General features: G+C 60.7%; 17 protein-coding genes. 14 read left to right on the top strand and 3 right to left on the bottom strand.

The genetic code is table 11. From position 1 onward, the window contains the following. Nucleotides 1-78 precede the first annotated feature (78 nt). The 3 genes from AC1RJW_RS08425 (at nt 79) to dsbD (ending at nt 3,693) form a co-directional block, all read left to right on the top strand. The gene (locus AC1RJW_RS08425) at nt 79-1,056 is read left to right on the top strand and encodes a DNA-directed RNA polymerase subunit alpha (protein ID WP_008444343.1); all 978 of its coding nucleotides are present in this window, start codon (nt 79-81) and stop codon (nt 1,054-1,056) included. Between the two features lie 133 nt (nt 1,057-1,189). Beyond that, nucleotides 1,190-1,582: a 50S ribosomal protein L17 gene (gene rplQ, locus AC1RJW_RS08430; protein WP_034753219.1), complete on the top strand. Its 393-nt coding sequence runs from the start codon at nt 1,190-1,192 to the stop codon at nt 1,580-1,582. A 158-nt stretch (nt 1,583-1,740) separates the two neighbouring features. After that, a complete protein-coding gene (gene dsbD, locus AC1RJW_RS08435) occupies nt 1,741-3,693 on the top strand; it encodes a protein-disulfide reductase DsbD (RefSeq protein WP_493044538.1) in 1,953 nt (650 codons plus the stop codon). A gap of 71 nt (nt 3,694-3,764) precedes the next feature. Here dsbD and AC1RJW_RS08440 read toward each other — a convergent pair whose 3' ends face one another. Then, nucleotides 3,765-4,307, bottom strand: coding sequence for a Spy/CpxP family protein refolding chaperone (locus AC1RJW_RS08440; RefSeq protein ID WP_493044539.1), 543 nt, complete (start codon nt 4,305-4,307; stop codon nt 3,765-3,767). A 187-nt stretch (nt 4,308-4,494) separates the two neighbouring features. Here AC1RJW_RS08440 and AC1RJW_RS08445 point away from each other — a divergent pair, with 187 nt between their 5' ends. The 5 genes from AC1RJW_RS08445 (at nt 4,495) to AC1RJW_RS08465 (ending at nt 12,119) form a co-directional block, all read left to right on the top strand. Next, a complete protein-coding gene (locus AC1RJW_RS08445) occupies nt 4,495-5,223 on the top strand; it encodes a response regulator (protein ID WP_034753223.1) in 729 nt (242 codons plus the stop codon). Then, nucleotides 5,220-6,578: an ATP-binding protein gene (locus tag AC1RJW_RS08450; RefSeq protein ID WP_493044540.1), complete on the top strand. Its 1,359-nt coding sequence runs from the start codon at nt 5,220-5,222 to the stop codon at nt 6,576-6,578. The genes AC1RJW_RS08445 and AC1RJW_RS08450 overlap by 4 nt, the downstream gene beginning before the upstream one ends. Before the next feature lie 91 nt (nt 6,579-6,669). Beyond that, nucleotides 6,670-7,845, top strand: coding sequence for an efflux RND transporter periplasmic adaptor subunit (locus AC1RJW_RS08455; protein ID WP_493044541.1), 1,176 nt, complete (start codon nt 6,670-6,672; stop codon nt 7,843-7,845). Then, the gene (locus AC1RJW_RS08460; protein ID WP_493044542.1) at nt 7,842-10,952 is read left to right on the top strand and encodes an efflux RND transporter permease subunit; all 3,111 of its coding nucleotides are present in this window, start codon (nt 7,842-7,844) and stop codon (nt 10,950-10,952) included. The genes AC1RJW_RS08455 and AC1RJW_RS08460 overlap by 4 nt, the downstream gene beginning before the upstream one ends. A 318-nt stretch (nt 10,953-11,270) precedes the next feature. Further along, the gene (locus AC1RJW_RS08465) at nt 11,271-12,119 is read left to right on the top strand and encodes a hypothetical protein (protein WP_493044543.1); all 849 of its coding nucleotides are present in this window, start codon (nt 11,271-11,273) and stop codon (nt 12,117-12,119) included. Between the two features lie 77 nt (nt 12,120-12,196). On the opposite strand, the gene yihA is transcribed toward AC1RJW_RS08465, so the two are convergent. Continuing rightward, nucleotides 12,197-12,934 carry a ribosome biogenesis GTP-binding protein YihA/YsxC gene (gene yihA, locus AC1RJW_RS08470; RefSeq protein WP_070221698.1) on the bottom strand — a complete coding sequence of 246 codons (738 nt, stop codon included), beginning with the start codon at nt 12,932-12,934 and terminating at the stop codon, nt 12,197-12,199. Between the two features lie 186 nt (nt 12,935-13,120). Between yihA and AC1RJW_RS08475 the strand changes: the two genes are divergently transcribed. From AC1RJW_RS08475 to msrQ, 5 genes are all read left to right on the top strand, one after another. Then, complete coding sequence (locus AC1RJW_RS08475) at nt 13,121-13,792, top strand: c-type cytochrome (RefSeq protein WP_493044544.1); 672 nt, start codon at nt 13,121-13,123, stop codon at nt 13,790-13,792. Nucleotides 13,793-13,977: 185 nt separating this feature from the next. Then, a complete protein-coding gene (locus AC1RJW_RS08480) occupies nt 13,978-16,074 on the top strand; it encodes a cytochrome c biogenesis protein ResB (RefSeq protein ID WP_493044545.1) in 2,097 nt (698 codons plus the stop codon). Nucleotides 16,075-16,138: 64 nt separating this feature from the next. After that, a complete protein-coding gene (gene ccsB / locus AC1RJW_RS08485) occupies nt 16,139-17,290 on the top strand; it encodes a c-type cytochrome biogenesis protein CcsB (protein WP_152252335.1) in 1,152 nt (383 codons plus the stop codon). Nucleotides 17,291-17,362: 72 nt separating this feature from the next. After that, nucleotides 17,363-18,340 carry a protein-methionine-sulfoxide reductase catalytic subunit MsrP gene (msrP, locus tag AC1RJW_RS08490; RefSeq protein ID WP_326455944.1) on the top strand — a complete coding sequence of 326 codons (978 nt, stop codon included), beginning with the start codon at nt 17,363-17,365 and terminating at the stop codon, nt 18,338-18,340. A 9-nt stretch (nt 18,341-18,349) separates the two neighbouring features. After that, a complete protein-coding gene (gene msrQ / locus AC1RJW_RS08495; protein ID WP_493044546.1) occupies nt 18,350-19,003 on the top strand; it encodes a protein-methionine-sulfoxide reductase heme-binding subunit MsrQ in 654 nt (217 codons plus the stop codon). Here the strand turns inward: msrQ and lptM are convergent. Then, complete coding sequence (gene lptM / locus AC1RJW_RS08500; RefSeq protein WP_070221692.1) at nt 19,000-19,182, bottom strand: LPS translocon maturation chaperone LptM; 183 nt, start codon at nt 19,180-19,182, stop codon at nt 19,000-19,002. The two genes, msrQ and lptM, sit on opposite strands and share 4 nt — an antisense overlap. A gap of 40 nt (nt 19,183-19,222) precedes the next feature. Here lptM and cyaY point away from each other — a divergent pair, with 40 nt between their 5' ends. Beyond that, nucleotides 19,223-19,552, top strand: a complete 330-nt coding sequence (gene cyaY / locus AC1RJW_RS08505) for an iron donor protein CyaY (protein WP_092802037.1) — start codon at nt 19,223-19,225, stop codon at nt 19,550-19,552. The last annotated feature ends 28 nt before the right edge of the window (nt 19,553-19,580 follow it).

A 19,580-nucleotide genomic window follows, 5' to 3' on the forward strand; every position in this document is an offset into this window, starting at 1 on the left:
ACTCGATCGAGTGGGCGTTTTACTAATGCCATCAGCCTTATCGGTGTAATGAGCCGAGGGTATTGAAAAGGACATTTCATGCAAAACAGTTTGTTGAAGCCACGTATTATCGATGTTGAAGCTCTCGGTGCAGGTCACGCCAAGGTCGTGATGGAACCGTTCGAGCGCGGCTATGGCCACACATTGGGTAACGCGTTGCGCCGCGTTCTGCTGTCGTCGATGGTGGGCTACGCGCCGACCGAAGTGACGATCGCTGGCGTCGTCCACGAATACTCCTCCCTCGATGGCGTGCAAGAAGACGTCGTCGATCTGTTGCTGAACTTGAAGGGTGTGGTTTTCAAAGTCCACAACCGCGATTCGGTAACCCTGACTCTGAAAAAAGAAGGCGAAGGCGCGATCCTGGCCTCCGACATCGACCTGCCGCATGACGTCGAACTGATCAACCCTGACCACGTGATCGCCCACCTGACCGCCGGTGGCAAGCTGGACATGCAGATCAAGGTTGAAAAAGGCCGCGGCTACGTTCCTGGTAACGTGCGTCGCCTGTCGGAAGACACGAACAAGACCATCGGCCGCATCATTCTCGATGCATCGTTCTCGCCAGTGCGCCGCGTATCGTACTTCGTTGAATCGGCCCGCGTGGAACAGCGTACCGACCTGGACAAGCTGATCATCAACATCGAAACCAACGGCGTGATCTCGCCGGAAGAAGCGATCCGCCAGTCGGCCCGCGTCCTGGTGGACCAGTTGAATGTGTTCGCTGCCCTGGAAGGCACGGAAGCCGCCGCCGAAGCGCCATCGCGCGCTCCGCTGGTCGATCCTATCCTGTTGCGTCCAGTCGACGACCTGGAGTTGACCGTGCGTTCGGCAAACTGCCTGAAAGCGGAAAACATCTACTACATCGGCGACCTGATCCAACGTTCGGAAAACGAACTGCTGAAAACGCCAAACCTGGGCCGCAAGTCCCTGAACGAAATCAAGGAAGTGCTGGCATCGCGCGGCTTGACCTTGGGCATGAAGCTGGAAAACTGGCCGCCTGCCGGCCTGGAAAAGTAATTCGTAGTTGTAGCAAACTGCCTGGGACAGGTGTCCCAGGCTTTTATTTTTGAAGTACCAAACCGGTCCGCGATGAAGCCCAGGTTTCATTGATCGAAGAACTGGATTTAAACACTCACCGAAAGGATTTATCATGCGTCACGGTCACGGCCTCCGTAAACTGAATCGTACCTCGTCCCACCGTCTGGCAATGCTGCGCAACATGACAGTATCGCTGCTGCGTCACGAAGCGATCAAAACCACCCTGCCAAAAGCAAAAGAACTGCGCCGCGTTGTCGAGCCAATTCTGACCCTGGGCAAAACCGACTCCCTGGCAAACAAGCGTCTGGCCTTCAACCGCCTGCGCGACCGTGAAATGGTCGTCAAGCTGTTCGCTGAACTGGGCCCACGTTTTGCCAACCGTAACGGTGGTTATGTGCGTATCCTGAAAATGGGTTTCCGCGTCGGCGATAACGCTCCTATGGCGTTCGTTGAACTGATGGATCGTCCAGATACGACCGAAGCAGTTGAAGTTGCTGGCGAGTAATCCCGGTAATTGCATCTGAGAAAGCCAGGCCTAGCCTGGCTTTTTTGTTTTCTGCTGCAGCTATCCTTGCTGCGGTGTACTATTCTTCTTTCGCGCCGGCCCGGCACAAGCGCTGCCTGCTCCGCGCGTCCTCTGTCGAATGGTCGAAAAGGTAGTTCATGTCCCGTTTCCCCTCCAGCGCCACCATGCGCGCCGCTCCCCTACATCAACTGCTGATCTGGTTTGCCACTTGTTTACTGCTGGCCATGACCGTCTTTGGCGCCAGTCACGCCCGCGCCGACGATGAATTCCTCGATCCGGAACTGGCCTTCAAGTTTTCCGCCCGCATGCAGGATCCGTCCACCATCGCTGTCACCTATGTGATTGCCGATGGCTACTATATGTACCACGAGCGCTTCAAGTTCGAGGCCGTGGGCGCCAAACTGGGCACGCCCGTGTATCCGGCCGGCAAGGTCAAGTTCGACGACACCTTCCAGAAGAATGTGGAAACCTTCCGCAAGACCCTGACCATCACCATTCCCGTCGAGGCGGCCGGTGCGTTCACCCTGAAGGCGACGGGACAGGGCTGCTCCGACAAGGGCCTGTGCTATGCGCCGCAGGATGCCACGGCCCAGCTGGTGGGCGCTGGCGGCGGCCAGAGCGCGGCGCCCGGCACGGGCCTGCCGTCGAAATTCGCTCTGCCGGCCGCGCCGGCAGTCGACACGGCGGCCGTCAACGGTCCGCAGGCGCAGGCGTCGCCCGGTGTGTCCGTGCTGAGCATTCCCCAGGCCGATATCACCAGCATGCCCGAGCCGGTAGCGGCGGCGCCCGTGGCAGCAAGTCCCGCGCCCGCGCAAAGCGAGATGGGCAAGATCGAAGCGGCCTTGAAGGGCGGCAAGCTGCTCGTCATCGTGCCCCTGTTCATGCTGCTGGGCCTGGGCCTGGCGTTTACGCCGTGCGTGCTGCCGATGGTGCCGATTTTGTCGTCGATCATTATCGGCGATGGCGCCAAGGTCAGCCGCTCGCGCGGCTTGCTGCTGTCCCTGACCTACGCGCTGGGCATGGCCATCGTCTACACGGCGCTGGGCGTGGCGGCCGGTCTGGCGGGCGAAGGCCTGGCGGCGCAACTGCAAAATCCGTGGGTGCTGGGCTTCTTTGCCTTGCTGATGGCGGGGCTGGCGTTGTCGATGTTCGGCTTGTATGAGCTGCAAGTGCCGGCTTTCCTGCAAGGCAAGCTGACGAGCGTGTCGAACCAGCAATCGTCGGGCCGCCTGGCGGGCGTGTTCGTCATGGGCGCCATTTCCGCCCTGATCGTGGGGCCTTGCGTGGCCGCGCCGCTGGCCGGCGCCTTGCTGTACATCAGCCAGACGCGCGACGTCGTCATCGGCGGCAGCGCCTTATTTGCCATGGCGGTGGGCATGAGCGTGCCTTTGCTGTTGGTCGGTGTCTCGGCCGGCACCTTGCTGCCCCGTGCCGGCGCCTGGATGGATGCCGTCAAGCGCTTCTTTGGCGTGCTGCAGCTGGGCGTGGCCTGGTGGCTGGTCTCGCCCGTGCTGCCGGGCGCCGTGCAAATGCTGGGCTGGACGGTCTTGTTCGTCGGCTACGGCATGTATCTGTTGGTGGGCCAGAGCGGCGCGCAGAACGCGTGGGTCGCCAAGGCTTTCGGCCTCGTATTTGCCGTGCTGGGCGCGATGCAGCTGGTTGGCGTAGCCAGCGGTGGCCGCGACCCGCTGGCGCCGCTGGCGCACCTGGGTGGTGGCCAGGTGCACGCGCAACCGTTTACGCGTGTGAAAACCGTGGCGCAGCTCGATGCGGCATTGACACAGCTCAATGGCAAGCCAGCCTTGCTGGACTTTTATGCGGACTGGTGCGTGTCGTGCATCGAGATGGAAAAGCTGACCTTCGTCGACCCTGCCGTGCGCGAGAAGATGGGACAAGCCGTGCTGCTGCAGGTGGATGTGACGGCCAATGACGCGGACGACAAGGCCATGCTGAAGCGTTTTCAGCTGTTCGGCCCGCCTGGCATCATCATGTTCAACCCGCAGGGACAGGAAATCGCCCAGTCGCGCGTGATTGGTTTCCAGAATGCATCAACTTTCTTGACGTCATTGCGCAAGCTTGAGGGACAGTAAGCATTGACTTGTCTGTCCAATAAGAAAAAGCCTGCAATGCAGGCTTTTTCTGTTTTTGCGCCGTTTAAAGCTTAGCCGGCCTTCGGCTGCTGCATGCCGTGGTGTTCGCCGTGATGGCCGCCACGCATGCCTCCATGCTTGCCGCCAGGTACGCTGTCGTCAAACACTTTCTTCTGTTCCGGCGTCAGCACGGCATAGAAGGTTTTCAGCGAGGCCAGACGGCTTTCCTGGCTGGCGATGCGTTCCTTCGACATGGCGATCCATTGCTCCATGCGTTCCGGCGCCGACAGCTTGGCCATCGCTTCGCGCTTGGCCTTCCAGTCGCCCATCGGCTTTTTCGGCGCGTTGGCGGCCGTGAAGGTGGCCCAGGCCGGTTCCTGCGCAGCCGTCAGCTTCAGCTTGTCATGCAGGCGGGCCTGGTACTTGGCCATGCGTTCGGCCGGATTGCCGCCGCGGTGCTGGCCGCGCTGGCCATCATGTTGCATCTTGGTGCTGGCGGCAGGCGCGCTGGCGGCCGCTTCCTGGGCGTGGACGGTCAGCGATGCCGCACCCATGCCGAGTACGCTCATGGCGATGATCAAATTCTTGCGCAAGGTTGTCATTGAGGCGTTCATCTGGATTCCTTTGTAAAAGATGAGGGATGTACATGTTGCTGCACATGAATCCATGTTGGACGCGCCATGTTTCCCCGAAGTGTCCGCTGCCAGACAGTTTGTATCTATATGTTTCTTCGGGTCTCCTATATACAAGACGATACAAATGCGCTGTGCAAGGGTGGGGGAAGTGGGGATAATTCGTACCATGGAACCCACTTCTACAATTCTCATCGTCGACGATGACCGCGATATCCGCAGCTTGCTGGCGGACTACCTGGAAACGAACGCCTACCGCACCCTGGGCGCGGCAGATGGCACGGCCATGTGGAAAATCCTCGATGAAACGCGGCCCGATCTGATCGTGCTCGATTTGAACCTGCCAGGCGACGACGGCCTGACCTTGTGCCGCAAGCTGCGCGCGCAATCGACGGTTCCGGTGATCATGTTGACCGCGCGCAATGAGCCGCTGGACCGCATCCTGGGCCTGGAAATGGGCGCCGACGATTATTTGCCGAAACCGTTCGAACCCCGTGAATTGCTGGCGCGCATACGCAGTGTCTTGCGTCGCAGCCATGCCATGCCGTCGAACGTGCCGTCGGACAAGGCGCAGCAAATCCGCTTTTCCGGCTGGACCCTGGACTTGACGGCGCGCCATTTGCTCAATCCCAGCGGCCTGGTGATCATGCTGTCGGGCGCGGAATTCCGCTTGCTGCGCGTCTTCCTGGAACACCCGAACCGGGTGCTCAACCGTGATCAGCTGCTGAACCTGACGCAGGGCCGCGACGCCGACCCGTTCGACCGCTCGATCGATATCCAGATCAGCCGCTTGCGGCAAAAGCTCGGTGAAGATGCCCGTTTGCCGCAAATCATCAAGACCGTGCGCAACGGCGGCTATGTGCTGGCCGGCCAGGTCAATGTGGAGCCGCACGCGTGAAGGCCTTCCTGGGATCGATGACGGGTCGTGTCTTCATGTTTTTGCTGATCGGCATCGTGGCTTCGGCCGCGTTGACGCAGTGGCTGGCCGTAGGAGAACGCCAGCGCGCCATCGAGCAATACCGCGACTACCATGCCGTCGAGCGGGCCGAGCAGCTCGTGATGGCGGCCGACGTGGTGCCGCTGGCCTCGCGCGCCGCCTACCTGAAGGTCGCCAACAAGGGCAGCGTGCGCCTGGAATTGCGTCCCGACAAGGAACATACGCCCGGCGCGCCGACGGAATTTTCCACTGCGCTGCAAGCCAAGCTGGGCGAGGGTTTCAAGGTCAGCGCGCTGGCCGAACGCCCGGACGCCTGCGTCAAGCCGCGCCAGTCGCCGGGCAAGTTCGGCGCCAAGCCATGGGGCGGTACCTGCGAAAACCTCGACGTGCGCATGCAGGACGGCCACGTGCTGCGCCTGATGGTCTTGCCGCCGCGCCAGCAGCCACCGTTCAATGAGCATAATGACTGGATGACCCTGCTGCCTTTCCTGATCAGCATTGCCATCCTGGCCTACCTGGTCACACGCATGACCATGCGCCCGCTCAAGCAGCTGGCGCAGGCGGCGAAAGACCTGGGCAACGACATCAACCACCCGCCGCTCACCTTGTCAGGCGCCAGCGAGATCCGCCAGGCCAGCGCCGCCTTCAATGCCATGCAGGCGCGCATCCGCCAGCATATTTCCCAGCGTACACAAATGCTGGCCGCCATCACGCACGACTTGCAGACACCGCTGACGCGCTTGCGTCTGCGCCTGGAAAAAGTGGCTGATACGGAACTGTACGACCGCCTGGTGGGCGACTTGTCCGCCATGCAGAGTATGGTCAAGGAAGGGCTGGACCTGGCCCGCTCGATGGATAGCACGGAAGCGATGCAGGCGCTCGATCTCGATTCCCTGTTAGATAGCGTCTGCTCCGACGCGGCCGATGCTGGACAGAAAGTAACCCTCAGTGGACAGGCGGGCATGGCCTTGATGGCCCGTCCGATCGCCATGCGGCGCTGCCTGGTGAACCTGATCGACAATGCCGTCAAATATGGCCAGTATGCGCAGGTGACCGTCGAGCGCATCGCGGGCGCGGCGCGCATCCGCATCCGCGACGGTGGGCCTGGCATTGCGCCAGATCAACTGGCCAAGGTGTTCGAACCGTTTTACCGGATAGAAACCTCGCGTTCGCGCGAATCGGGCGGCACGGGCCTGGGCCTGACCATCGCGCGCAATATCGCCGAGCAGCATGGCGCCACGGTCTTGCTGGCCAATCATGTCGACGGTGGACTGGAAGTCACCCTCATCGTGCCAGAATATTACGCAGGAAAATGAGCATTTCCATGCGACAATATTGCGCGTTAGGCCTCCCTGGCAACTACTACATTCAACCTGCGGCCCTGCGCTGCAACAGCGTGACAGAACAATGAAAAAGACTAGCCTGGCAATCCTCGTGGGTGCGGCCCTGTGTATCGGTGGCGGCATCTGGTATTTCAATCATCAGTCCGGCAAAGCGGCAGGTGGACAGGATGGCAAGGGAGGCAAGGGCGGGGCGCAGGCGCCGACCACCGTCAGCGTCGTTGCGCCCGTGCGCCAGGATGTGCCGATGCTGCTGCAAGCCAATGGCAGCGTGACGCCGATCAGCAGCGTCGACCTGCATCCGCAGACGACCAGTACGATTACCAAGGTGCACATCCGCGAAGGCCAGTTCGTCAAGCAGGGCGAGCTGATGTTTACGCTGGATGCGCGCAGCGAGCACGCGAATGTTGACAAGGCGCAAGCGCAAGTATTGCGCGACCGCGCCTCGGTAGCCGATCTCGAACGCCAGCTCAAACGCAGCCAGGATTTGCTGAGCAAGAACTTCATCGCCCAGGGCGCCGTGGACACGCTGCAAAGCCAGCTCGACGCGGCACGCGCCTTGTTGGCCGCCGACCAGGCCGCCTTGCGTGCGGCCCAGGTCGACTCCAGCTATACCGTCCTGCGCGCGCCGCAGGCGGGCAGGGTGGGCGCCATCAGTGTCTACGCGGGCAGCCTGGTGCAGCCGACCACCTCGCTGACCAGCATCACCCAGCTCGACCCGATCGACGTGGTCTTCACCTTGCCGGAAAGCAGCCTGTCGGGCTTGCTGGCGGCGCAGAAGGCGGGCGAGGTGGCGGTCAAGGCGCTGCTGTCGGACGCGGGCGGCAAGCAACTGGAAGGCAAACTGAACTTTATCGACAATGCCGTCGATCCCGCCACGGGTGTGATCAAGGTCAAAGCCCGTTTCAACAATGGCGGCACCGACCTGTGGCCTGGCCAGTATGTGAATACGCAGTTGACGGTGCGCACGCTCAAGGATGCGCTGGTCATTCCGCAAAACGCCATCATCACCAATACCACGGGCGTCTTCGTGTATTCGATGGAGTCCGACAACACGGCCAAGGTGCGCAAGATTGCCCGCGTGTATGCGTTCGGTCCGAATGCCGTCGTCACCGGCTTGACCGGCGATGAAAAAGTCATCGTCGACGGCAAGCAGAACCTGCGTCCGGGCGGCAAGGTGCGCCTGGCGGAAAAACACAAGGCCGCCGACGGCGCCGCCGCACCGCAGGGCAAGCCAGCATGAACCTGTCCGAACTGAGCATCCGCCGCCCCGTCATGGTGGTGCTGCTATCCCTCTCCATCATCCTGGCCGGCGTGCTGGCGTATGGCCATATTCCCGTGGCCGCCTTGCCGAGCTACAACACGCCCGTCATCAACGTCAGCGCCGACCTGGCCGGCGCCAGCCCCGATACCATGGCGTCCTCGGTGGCCTTGCCGTTGGAAAAGCAGTTTTCCACGATTGCCGGCCTGAGCCTGATCACTTCCACGAGTACCCTGGGCAATACCTCGCTGACCCTGGAGTTTGATGCCAGCATCAATGTCAACGAGGCCGCGGTCGACGTGCAGGCGGCGCTGCTGCGCGCACAGCGCCAGTTGCCGACGGAAATGACGGACTTGCCGTCCTATCGTAAAGTCAATCCGGCCGATGCACCCGTGCTGTTCATCCAGATGACGTCGCCATCGTTGAACTTGTCGGATCTCAATGATTATGCGGAAAACCTGATCGCGCCCAGTTTGTCGACCTTGCCTGGCGTGGCCCAGGTCAGCGTGAATGGCCAGAAACGCTTCGCCGTGCGCGTGCGCGCCCGTGCCGACCTGATGAACGCGCGCAACCTGACGATGGACGAACTGGCCACCGCGCTGCGCGCCTCGAACACGAATTCGCCGCTGGGCATCCTCGACGGCCCCAGCCAGACCTTGACCATCCAGGGTAACCCGCAGATGATGAAGGCGGCCGATTTTGCCGAACTCATCGTTGCCACACGTAACGGCCAGCCCGTGCGGCTGAAGGAAGTGGCCGAAGTGGAAGACAGTTTCCAGTCGACCAAGACGGCCGGCAGTTTCAACGGCGAGCGCTCGATCACCTTGCTGGTGCAGCGTCAACCGGATGCGAACACGGTGCAAGTGGTCGATGCCGTGCGGAAACTCTTGCCGGGTTTCAAGGCGCAATTGCCCGCTTCCATCCAGATCAGCCTGGTCAACGACCGTTCCGTCTCGATCCGCGAAGCCATCCACGACGTCAACCTGACCCTGGCGCTGACCGTGATCCTCGTGGTGCTGGTGATCTTCCTGTTCCTGCACCGCGCGGCGGCCACCTTCATTCCGGCCGTCACCATGCCCATTTCCCTGCTCGGCGCGCTGGCCCTGCTGTACTGGCTCGGCTACAGTCTCGACAACGTTTCCCTGCTGGGCATCACCCTGGCCGTGGGCCTGGTGGTCGACGATGCCATCGTGGTGCTGGAAAACATCGTGCGGCATATCGAAATGGGCAAGAAACCGATCCAGGCGGCCCTCGTGGGCGCCAAGGAAATGGGTTTCACCATCATCTCGATTTCCGTCTCGCTGGTGGCCGTGTTCATCCCCATCTTCTTCATGCCGGGCGTGATCGGCTTGCTGTTCCACGAGTTTGCCGTCGTCGTCTCGCTGTCCATCCTTGTCTCGGCCATCGTGTCGCTGACCCTGGTACCGATGCTGGCCAGCCGCTTCCTGCCGGCCGATTCGCGCGAACACAATGACAGCGACCCCACGCATGGCGAAAAAACCTTCATCGGCCGCCATTTCGAGGCGGCATTCACGAAATTGCGCAACGGTTACGTGCATCTGCTCGACAAGGCCCTGGCGCACCGCAACGTGGTACTGTTCATCGCCGTATGCACGTTCGCGCTGACGGTGCTGCTGTACGCGACCATTCCGAAGGGTTTCTTCCCCGAAGAAGACCTGGGCCAGATCCAGGTGAATACGGAAGCGTCGGAGGATATTTCCTCGGCGGCATTGCAGGACTTGCAAGCCCGCGTGGCGGCCGTGCTCAAGGCGGACCCCAGCGTGCAGGACGTGACGTCGTTCGTCGGCGGCGGCAATACGGGCCGCATGTTCATGGTGCTGAAGCCGCGCAGCGAACGGCCGAAAATGCCCGTGGTGCTGGAAAACCTGCGCCGCGCGACGAGTGCCGTGCCCGGCATGGCCGTGTATTTCCGTCCCGTGCAAAACTTGCAACTGGGCGGCCGCCAGAGCAAGAGCCGTTACCAGTACACCTTGCAAAGCGTCAGCCCCGACGCCTTGAATGACTGGGCGGAAAAGTTTATTGCAGGCATGCGCGCCGACCCGGCCTTCCGCGACGTCACCAGCGATTCGCAGATCAAGGGCTTGCAGGCTTCCCTCAGGATCGACCGCGACAAGGCCAATCTGCTGGGCGTGCAAATGTCCGATATCCGCACGGCACTGTACAGCGCCTTCGGCGAGCGGCAAGTGTCGACCATCTATTCGTCGGCCGCCAGCTATTACGTGATCCTGGAAGCGGCCACGCCAGACCGCCAGTATGACGATGCGCTCACGCGCGTGTCCGTGCGCAGCAAGTCGGGCGAGCTGGTGAAACTGTCGAGTATTGCCTACGTGGAACGCACGATTGGTCCCACGTCCGTCAATCACCAGGGGCAGTTGCAGGCCGTGACGATCTCCTTCAACCTGGCGCCGGACGTGCCGCTGGGCATCGCCACGGGCAAGATCGACGTGATGGGCAAGGACATGAGCTTGCCGGCCTCCATCATCACGCGCTACGGCGGCGACGCGGCCGTGTTCCAGGATTCGCAGTCGAGCCAGATCATTCTCATCATCGCCGCGCTGGCCGTGATCTATGTGCTGCTCGGCGTGCTGTATGAAAGCTACATCCACCCGCTGACCATCCTGGCCGGCTTGCCGTCGGCGGCCGTGGGGGCGCTGTTGACCCTGCGCCTGTTCGGCATGGACCTGACCATGATCGCCATCATCGGTATTTTGATGCTGATCGGTATCGTCAAGAAAAACGCCATCATGATGATCGACTTTGCCCTGCATGCGCAGCGCAACGAGAGCATGAGCCCGCCTGAGGCCATCCGCCAGGCGTGCATCCTGCGCTTCCGCCCCATCATGATGACCTCGGCGGCGGCCCTGATGGGCGCCTTGCCGATCGCCCTGGGCCTGGGCGCCGGCGCCGAGCTGCGCCAGCCGCTGGGCCTGGCCGTGGTCGGTGGATTGCTGTTTTCGCAAGTGATTACCCTGTTTATCACCCCCGTCATCTATTTGTTCCTGGACAAGTACAGCGGCACGGGGCCGGTGACGGACGAGCAACTGGTGGCGCTCGACAACCAGGCTTGAGCACGTGCGTGAGTTGTGACCCCTGACCGGCGTCCCATTCCTGCGTGAATGGGGCGCCGGTTTTGTATGGGCAGTGATACATACGGTAACAACCGTCAAGGGACGGCTCGGGTACTCTGGTTAGCGCTGCAAGGAATGTCGCTATCCTGTACGCTGCGGGTTGGAAAGGCCGAGGAAGTGTTCCCAAAAGCAAGGGACTCTGGCACTATGGCTGCCCTGTAATGTTATTTCTTCGCTACACAGAAAGCACGATTCATTTTGCATGACACGACCCATTTGTTGGCTGCCGATTCCGATGTTTGCCCCACCTGCGGGCAAGTGATCCAGCCACCTCCGGCCTACGGGTCCAAGACCAGCACCACGCGCAAGGTTGCGCTCGGCGTGTCCGTCTTGCTGCACGTGCTGCTGGCGGCGTATGTTTTGTTGCGCAGTGACAAGATCGAAAAGATTCCGCCGCCGAAGAAGGAAAGCGCGATGGTCTACATCGCGCCGCTGAAGGACAAGCCGCAACCGAAGCCGCAGCCGAAACCCACGCCGAAACCCAAAGACACGAAAGTGGCCAAGGTGAAACCGCCGCCGGCCCCGAGCAAGCGCGTGGTCACAAAAGACGTGCCGCACGACAAGCCGAAACTGGAAACCTACACCCCGCCGCTGGTGTCGAAAGTGCCGTTGCCGCCGCCGCCCGCTGAAGACATGAGTTCGATGATCGAGCAGCGCCGCAAGCAGCGCGAGGCGCAGAATCCAACGCCGCCGGCCGAGGAAAGCGAAAATGACCGCGCCATGCGCGTGGCCAAGGCGAATATCGCCGGCGCGCAGGGACGCAATTCCGGCAGCGACCGCGAGGATTCGGGAGGCGTGTTTTCCATCGTCAACCAGACCTCGTTCAGCGCCGAAGTCAAGTTCAAGGGCTGGAACGGCAACTTCAAGCGCAATTGGCTGAAGCAGGAAAAAGTGGAACTGGGCAATGAGCCCGATATCGAGACGGCCATCATCAAGAAGATGATCCAGCTGATCCGTGCCGAAAAGCCCGGCGATTTCGTCTGGGAATCGCGGCGCCTGGGACGTAACGTCAACCTCAGCGCCCGTGTGGAAGATACTGCCGAGCTGAGCGCCTTCCTGCGCCAGGAATTCTTTTCCGAGAAGCGGCCAGGACCGGGACGGCGCTAGGCGCCAGCAACGTGCCGCAATAAAAAAGGCTGCACCGTGTGAACGGGCAGCCTTTTTTTACGTTGTGTTGATGTCGATCAAGCCGGTTTGTCCGACTCCGGCTCGACGTCGTCTTCCATGTCGATCAGGTCGACCATCTGGGCCGCGCCGTCTTCGCTGATGCCGGCCAGTTCCATGATCTTGTCATTGGCTTCGTCGATGCCGACGCGCTTCAAGGCCGAGAACAGTTGCACGGTGAACGGGAAACCGACGCCGTCTTCATCCACATAGCTGTCGAGCTTGGCTTTCGCCTGGCGCAAGGCATTCACGGATTCATTGCGGTTCAGCTTATCGACTTTCGTCAGGATGCAGTGAATCGGTTTACCCGTCGGGGCGAACCATTCCAGCATCTGGATGTCCAGGTCGGTGAACGGGCGGCGCGAATCCATGATCAGGATCAAACCGGCCAATTGCTCGCGGCGCTGCACGTAGTCGCCCAGCAGGCGCTGCCAGTGCAATTTGGCCGAGCCCGAGACTTCCGCGTAGCCGTAGCCCGGCAAGTCGACCAGCAGGCATTCGATCTCTTCGACGATGGTGGCATCCTTGCGGTGCTGCGCCACGTGGGCGCCGCCGATGGAGAAGTAGTTGATGTGCTGGGTACGGCCAGGTGTCTTGGAGGCGAACGCCAAGCCTTTCTGATTACACAAGATGTTGATGGCGGTCGATTTACCGGCATTGGAGCGGCCGGCAAAAGCGATTTCCGGCACCGTGGTATCGGGCAGGTCACGCAATTGGTTGACGGTCGTAAAGAAGCGGGCTTGCCAGAGTTTTGACATGGGAGTAGTAAAGCAACAAAAGGGAGCGATAAGGGAGCGATAACGCCAAGAAGCTATTGTACAATAAGGGGTTGTTTATTGTTGCCGGCGTAGCAGCGATGCGGCTTGCGGCCCTGAAAATAAAGCAAAAATCCCCAGGGCGCGGCAATGTCCACCACTAATTTCTCACTGTCTCAGGGTGCCTGAATGAATCGTGCGTTTTCACCGTTGTTCAAATCCATGCTGCTCGCTTTGCTGGCTGTATCGGCAACTGCCTCCGCGGTCGAAGCACCGAAACCGGCCGTCAAGGCTGACGCTGCCAAGGGCGCTACTTTGTACGCCGATGGCGATGCGGCGCGCGGCTTGCCTGCCTGCGTATCGTGCCATGGCGCGGCCGGCAATTCGACCATTTCCGTCAATCCGAAGCTGGCCGGCCAGCACGAAAGCTATATCTACAAGCAACTGGTCGACTTCACCACGCCGGAGCGCAGCCAGCCCGTCATGACGACCTACGCGAAGATGCTCAGCGACGCCGACAAGAAGAATATCGCCGCTTACCTGGGCACGCAGGTGTCCAAGCCGGGCGCCGCGAAAAACAAGGATACGATCGACCTGGGCAAGAAAATCTACCGTGGTGGCATTGCTTCGAAGCAAGTTGCCGCCTGCGCCAGCTGTCATGGCGCGACGGGCAATGGCATTCCCGTCCAGTATCCGCGCATCGCCGGCCAGCACCAGGATTACACGGTGGCCCAGCTGACGATGTTCCGCAGCACCAAGGCCGATGCCCGCAAGAACAGCGCGCAAATGCACACCATCGCCGCCCGCATGTCGGATGACGAGATCGCCGCCGTGGCCGATTACATCGCCGGCCTGAAGTAAGTTTTCATATTGGCAATAGATTGCCAGGCGCACCAGCGCGCATGAACAAGGGCGGCCGTCTCCACAGGCTGCCCTTTTTTATGGCAGGGGCCAAACAGGAGTATGCTGCCGCCTTGCGCGGAGAAACACTCTGCTCCATGCCTACATTTTCTTGAAGATTGCATATCCCGTATGAGTATCCACGTATGAGCACTGGCACGACCGGAATCGAGTTAAAGACCCAACGCCGCAGCCTGGCTGAATTCGTCGAGCTGGTCTCGTCGATGCGCTTTGCCATCAGTTTGCTGACCCTGATCGCCATCGCCTCCATCATTGGCACCGTGCTCAAGCAAAACGAGCCCATGCCCAATTATGTCAACCAGTTCGGCCCGTTCTGGTTCGCCGTCTTCGACAAGCTGAGCCTGTATTCCGTGTATTCGGCCTGGTGGTTCCTCGTCATCATGGGTTTTCTCGTCGCCTCGACCTCGCTGTGCATCGTGCGCAATGCGCCGAAAATGCTCAAGGACATGCGCAGCTGGCGCGAAACCGTACGCGAGCAATCGCTGCGCAATTTCCACCACAAGCTGGAATGGCAGGCGCCGCTGCCGCGCGCCGTGCTGGCGCAGCAGATGGTGATGCGCCTGAAAGACGCCGGCTATGGGGCCAAGGTGGTCGAGAAGGACAACGCCACCCTGGTGGCGGCCAAGCGGGGCACGGCGAATAAATGGGGCTATATCTTTGCCCATGGCGCCATCGTCATCATCTGCGTGGGCGGCTTGCTCGATTCGGAAATGCCGATCCGCGTACAGCAATGGTTCTTTGGCAAGACACCGTTTTCCGGCAGCGGCGTGATCGCCGACATTCCCGCCCAGCACCGGCTGAGCCTGTCGAACCCCACTTTCCGCGGCAATACCATGATCCCGGAAGGCTCGTCGAGCAACACGGCCATCATTCCCCAGGCCGATGGCGTGCTGATCCAGGATCTGCCCATCACCATCCTGCTGAAGAAATTCCACATCGATTTCTACAGCACGGGCATGCCCAAGCTGTTTGCCAGCGATGTCGTCATTACCGATCATGCAACGGGCGAGACGTTCCCTGCAACCATCAAAGTCAACCAGCCGCTGCTGTACAAGGGCCTGGCCCTGTACCAGTCCAGCTTTGAGGATGGCGGCAGCAAGCTCAAGTTGACGGGCTATCCCATGACGGGCAAGACGACGAAACGCTTCGATATCGGCGGCGAAGTGGGCGGCAGCACGCCGCTCGAGCGCAGCGACGGCAATTCCTACACGGTGGAATGGTCGGGTTTCCGTCCGTTTAACGTGGAAAACCTCAGCGCGGGCCAGGACGTGCGCGCCGTCAACAAGGCGGAAAGTTTCAACGATAAATTTGCCGTCGGCCTCGATAAACGCCTTGGGTCGGCCGCGAAGAACGCGCATAACAAGGATCTCAAGAATGTCGGTCCCTCGGTGCAATACAAATTGCGCGACAAGACGGGCCAGGCGCGCGAGTACCAGAACTACATGCAGCCCGTCACGGTCGATGGCACGACGGTGTTCCTGGCCGGCATGCGCATCAACCCCAGCGACCCGTTCAGCTATCTGCGCATCCCCGCCGATGACAATTACAGCGTGAATGAGTGGATGCGCTTGCGTGCCGCGCTGCAAGATCCCGCGCTGCGCCAGCAGGCCGCCGCGCGCTATGCGGCGCGCGCCATGCCGCAGGCGAACGCGGAAGCCTTGCGCGGCCAGTTGCAGGAATCGGCGGCGAAAAGCCTGGGCATCTTTGCCGGTAATGGGCAGGAGGGCGGTTTCCTCGCCATTTCGCGTTTCTTGGAGAAAATTCCTGCTGCCGAGCAAGAAAAAGCGGCCGATATCTTCATGAAAATCCTCAACGGCAGCCTGTGGGACTTGTGGCAGGCGGCACGCGCCCAGGATGGCTTGAAAGCCATCGAGGCCGATGACAAACATGGCCGCTTCCTGCAACTGGCCACGAATGCGCTGTCCGATAGCTTCTTCTATGGCGCGCCCGTGTACCTGCAACTTGACGACTTTACGGAAATCAAGGCGTCCGTGCTGCAGGTGACGCGTTCGCCGGGCAAGAGCGTGGTCTACCTCGGTTGCCTGTTCCTCGTGATCGGCGTATTTTCCATGTTTTATATCCGCGAGCGCCGCCTGTGGGTGTGGATCAAGGATGTCGAGGGCGGCAGCGAGGCCCTGATGGCCATGAGCACGCAGCGCAAGACGCTGGATTTTGAAAAAGATTTTGAGAACTTGAAGGCAAAGTTGCCGCAATCGGCGTAAGCTGCGCTGAGTTGGATTGGCTGAGTTTCGGGACGCTTGCGCGTTGCCGGGAATGGAGAAAATGATGGAATTGGCAAACAAGCAAATATATACGCAGGAACCAGGATTTTTCAAGCGCCTGAGCCTGATCGATTGGCTGTACGGCGCCGGCTTGCTGGCCGCCTCCCTGTTCGGCCTGATGCGCTTTGGCGCCTTCATGGATATCTATGAAAAGGCCATCCTGCTGGCCGCGGCGCCCACGTTTGCGTGGCTGGGCTGGCACTGGAAGCCCGTACGCTGGCTGATCCCGCTGGCGGCCGTGCTGTCGCTGTTCGCCATCGAGCTGTACGCGGGCCACCTGGAAATGGCCAATCAGAAATTCTTCCTGAAATACATCTTGTCGAGCCAGTCCGCCATCTTGTGGATGGGCACCCTGTTCGTGCTGTCGACTCTGTTCTACTGGATCGGCCTGGTGGCGCGCTCGGAATTCGGCTCGTCCGTCGGCTCCCTGCTGTGCTGGGCCGGCGTGGTGCTGGGCCTGACGGGTATGCTGGTGCGCTGGTACGAGTCTTACCTGATCGGCGCCGACGTGGGCCACATTCCCGTGTCGAACCTGTATGAAGTGTTCATCCTGTTTTCCCTGATCACGGCCATGTTCTACCTGTACTACGAGCAGCATTACGCGACGCGCCAGCTGGGCGCCTTCGTCATGCTGGTCATTTCGGCGGCCGTCGTGTTCCTGATGTGGTACACGGTCACGCGCGACGCGGCCGAAATCCAGCCGCTGGTGCCGGCCCTGCAAAGCTGGTGGATGAAGATCCACGTGCCGGCCAACTTCATCGGCTACGGCACCTTCGCCCTGTCGGCCATGGTGGCGGCCGCCTACCTGCTCAAGTCGAGCGGCTACCTGGTCGACCGCCTGCCGTCGCTGGAAGTGCTCGACGACGTCATGTACAAGGCCATTTCCGTGGGCTTCGCCTTCTTCACGGTAGCGACCATCCTGGGTGCCCTGTGGGCGGCCGAAGCGTGGGGCGGCTACTGGTCGTGGGACCCGAAAGAAACGTGGGCGCTGATCGTCTGGCTCAACTATGCGGCCTGGCTGCACATGCGCCTGATGACGGGCTTGCGCGGCCGCGTCGCCTCGTGGTGGGCGCTGGTGGGCTTGCTGGTGACGACGTTTGCCTTCCTGGGCGTGAATATGTTTCTCTCCGGCCTGCATTCTTACGGCAAGCTTTAATGACAGAAGCGTCATGAACGGCCCGGGAAAACTGGTGTAAGGTACAAATCATCACCTTTTCCCGGAGCCGCCATGTTGATCAAGCGCAGTCCCAACGGCATTGAGTTGCCGTATTCTTCCGAAATCACGCCGCGCGCCGTGTTTGAATCGCGCCGCAGCTTCATCAAGCAAGTGGCGTTGGGCTCGATGTCCAGCGCGGCCTTGCTGGAAATGGCCAGCCGCGAAGCGTTCGCGCAAGGCACGAATCCCAAGCTGGCGGCCAAGCTCAATCCCGCCTATTCGGCGCTGGAAAAGCAGACGGCCTATAAAGACGCCACCAGCTACAACAATTTCTACGAATTCGGCACGGACAAGAGCGACCCGGCGCAAAACGCGGGCACCCTGCGCACGCGGCCGTGGACGGTCAGCATCGAAGGCGAAGTCAAGAAACCGATGACCCTGGACCTCGACGCACTGCTGAAGCTGGCGCCGCTGGAAGAACGCGTCTACCGGCTGCGCTGCGTGGAAGGCTGGTCGATGGTGATTCCCTGGGTCGGTTATTCCTTTTCGGAAATCATCAAGAAGGTGGAGCCGACGGGCAATGCCAAGTATGTGGAATTCATCACCCTGGCCGACAAGAAGCAGATGCCGGGCGTGGGCAGCCGCGTGCTGCAGTGGCCGTATACGGAAGGCTTGCGCATCGACGAAGCGAACCATCCGCTGGCGCTGCTGACCCTGGGCATGTATGGGGAAACCTTGCCGAACCAGAACGGCGCACCCGTGCGCATGGTCTTGCCGTGGAAATATGGTTTCAAATCAGCCAAATCCATCGTCAAGATCCGTTTCGTCAAGGAACAGCCGCGCACGTCCTGGAACCTGTCGGCGCCGTCCGAATATGGTTTTTATTCGAACGTGAACCCGAACGTCGATCATCCGCGCTGGTCGCAGGCTTCCGAACGGCGCATCGGCGAAGACGGTTTTCTCGCGCGCAAACGCAAGACCCTGATGTTCAATGGCTACAACGATGTCGCTTCCTTGTACGCGGGCATGGATCTGAAGAAGTTCTTTTAAGGAAAGACCATGGCCCTCAACCCCACGCCGAGACAATTGTCGCTCTTCAAAAGCCTGGTTTTTCTGCTGGCGCTGCTGCCATTCGCGCGCATGGTCTGGCTCACATACACGGGGCAACTGGTGGAGCCGCTGGAATTCATCACGCGCGGCACGGGTGACTGGACCCTGTATTTCCTGTGCATCAGCCTGGCGGTGACGCCCTTGCGGCGCTTCACGCAATGGAACTGGCTGATCAAGCTGCGGCGGATGCTGGGCCTGTTCGCGTTTTTCTACGCGGCGCTGCACTTCACCACTTTTTTATGGTTCGATCACTTTTTCGATCTGCAGGAAATGTGGAAGGATGTGCTCAAGCGGCCATTCATCACGGTGGGTTTTATTGCCTTTGTGTTGCTGATTCCGCTGGCCGTGACGAGCACGAATGGCATGGTCAAGCGGCTGGGCGGCAAGCGCTGGCAGTGGCTGCACCGGTTGATCTATGTCATCGCGCCGCTCGGCATCTTGCACTTCTGGTGGATGAAGGCGGGCAAGCACAATTTCGCGCAACCGATTCTGTTCGGCAGCATCGTCGCGCTACTGCTGTTAATTCGCGTGGTTTTCGCCTGGAGCAAGCGCGTCAAAACTGCCAGGGCGGCGCATGCCGCCACCCCGGTGCGCTCCGTTTAGGTCGCCGGCACGATGACCGGTGGCGGCGGCACGGGCGCCGGTTCGACGGGGCCTTTGGCTGGTGCGCCCTTGGCCGCTGGCGGCTTGGGCAGGTACAGGGGGCCGGGCTGGCCGCAGCCGGCCAGGACGCTAGAAACCACAATGGCGATGCCGATATAAAACGCTGAGGATGACTTCACGATTAGAATCACGGTTTGATTAAGATCTTTGGAGTGTAGCATGAGCGAATCGGAATTCCTGGCCCTGGCCGAAGCCACCCTGACCCAGATCGAGGCGGCGCTGGACCGGCTGAACGATGAAGACGTGCTCGACGTCGAATGCAGCCGCAGCGGCAATGTGCTGGAAATCGAATTCATCGATAACGGCACGAAAATCATCGTCAACAGCCAGGCCCCCATGCGTGAAATGTGGGTGGCCGCCCGTTCCGGCGGTTTCCACTACAAGCGCGTGGGCGACGAGTGGATCAACACGCGCGACGGCTCGGAACTGTTTGCGGCCTTGTCCAGCATGGCGAGTGAGCAGGCGGGGGCGCCCGTGGTGTTGAAGTAACTTTCGCCGTAGCAATAAAAAAGGGCAG

Source organism: Janthinobacterium sp. GW822-FHT07A03 (assembly GCF_058798815.1).

Bases quoted from the DNA above. Each gene is read 5' to 3' on its own strand.
- AC1RJW_RS08425 (WP_008444343.1), top strand. From the start codon at position 79: ATGCAAAACAGTTTGTTGAAGCCACGTATTATCGATGTTGAAGCTCTC.
- rplQ (WP_034753219.1), top strand. From the start codon at position 1,190: ATGCGTCACGGTCACGGCCTCCGTAAACTGAATCGTACCTCGTCCCAC.
- dsbD (WP_493044538.1), top strand. From the start codon at position 1,741: ATGTCCCGTTTCCCCTCCAGCGCCACCATGCGCGCCGCTCCCCTACAT.
- AC1RJW_RS08440 (WP_493044539.1), bottom strand. From the start codon at position 4,307: ATGAACGCCTCAATGACAACCTTGCGCAAGAATTTGATCATCGCCATG.
- AC1RJW_RS08445 (WP_034753223.1), top strand. From the start codon at position 4,495: ATGGAACCCACTTCTACAATTCTCATCGTCGACGATGACCGCGATATC.
- AC1RJW_RS08455 (WP_493044541.1), top strand. From the start codon at position 6,670: ATGAAAAAGACTAGCCTGGCAATCCTCGTGGGTGCGGCCCTGTGTATC.
- AC1RJW_RS08460 (WP_493044542.1), top strand. From the start codon at position 7,842: ATGAACCTGTCCGAACTGAGCATCCGCCGCCCCGTCATGGTGGTGCTG.
- yihA (WP_070221698.1), bottom strand. From the start codon at position 12,934: ATGTCAAAACTCTGGCAAGCCCGCTTCTTTACGACCGTCAACCAATTG.
- AC1RJW_RS08475 (WP_493044544.1), top strand. From the start codon at position 13,121: ATGAATCGTGCGTTTTCACCGTTGTTCAAATCCATGCTGCTCGCTTTG.
- AC1RJW_RS08480 (WP_493044545.1), top strand. From the start codon at position 13,978: ATGAGCACTGGCACGACCGGAATCGAGTTAAAGACCCAACGCCGCAGC.
- ccsB (WP_152252335.1), top strand. From the start codon at position 16,139: ATGGAATTGGCAAACAAGCAAATATATACGCAGGAACCAGGATTTTTC.
- msrP (WP_326455944.1), top strand. From the start codon at position 17,363: ATGTTGATCAAGCGCAGTCCCAACGGCATTGAGTTGCCGTATTCTTCC.
- msrQ (WP_493044546.1), top strand. From the start codon at position 18,350: ATGGCCCTCAACCCCACGCCGAGACAATTGTCGCTCTTCAAAAGCCTG.
- cyaY (WP_092802037.1), top strand. From the start codon at position 19,223: ATGAGCGAATCGGAATTCCTGGCCCTGGCCGAAGCCACCCTGACCCAG.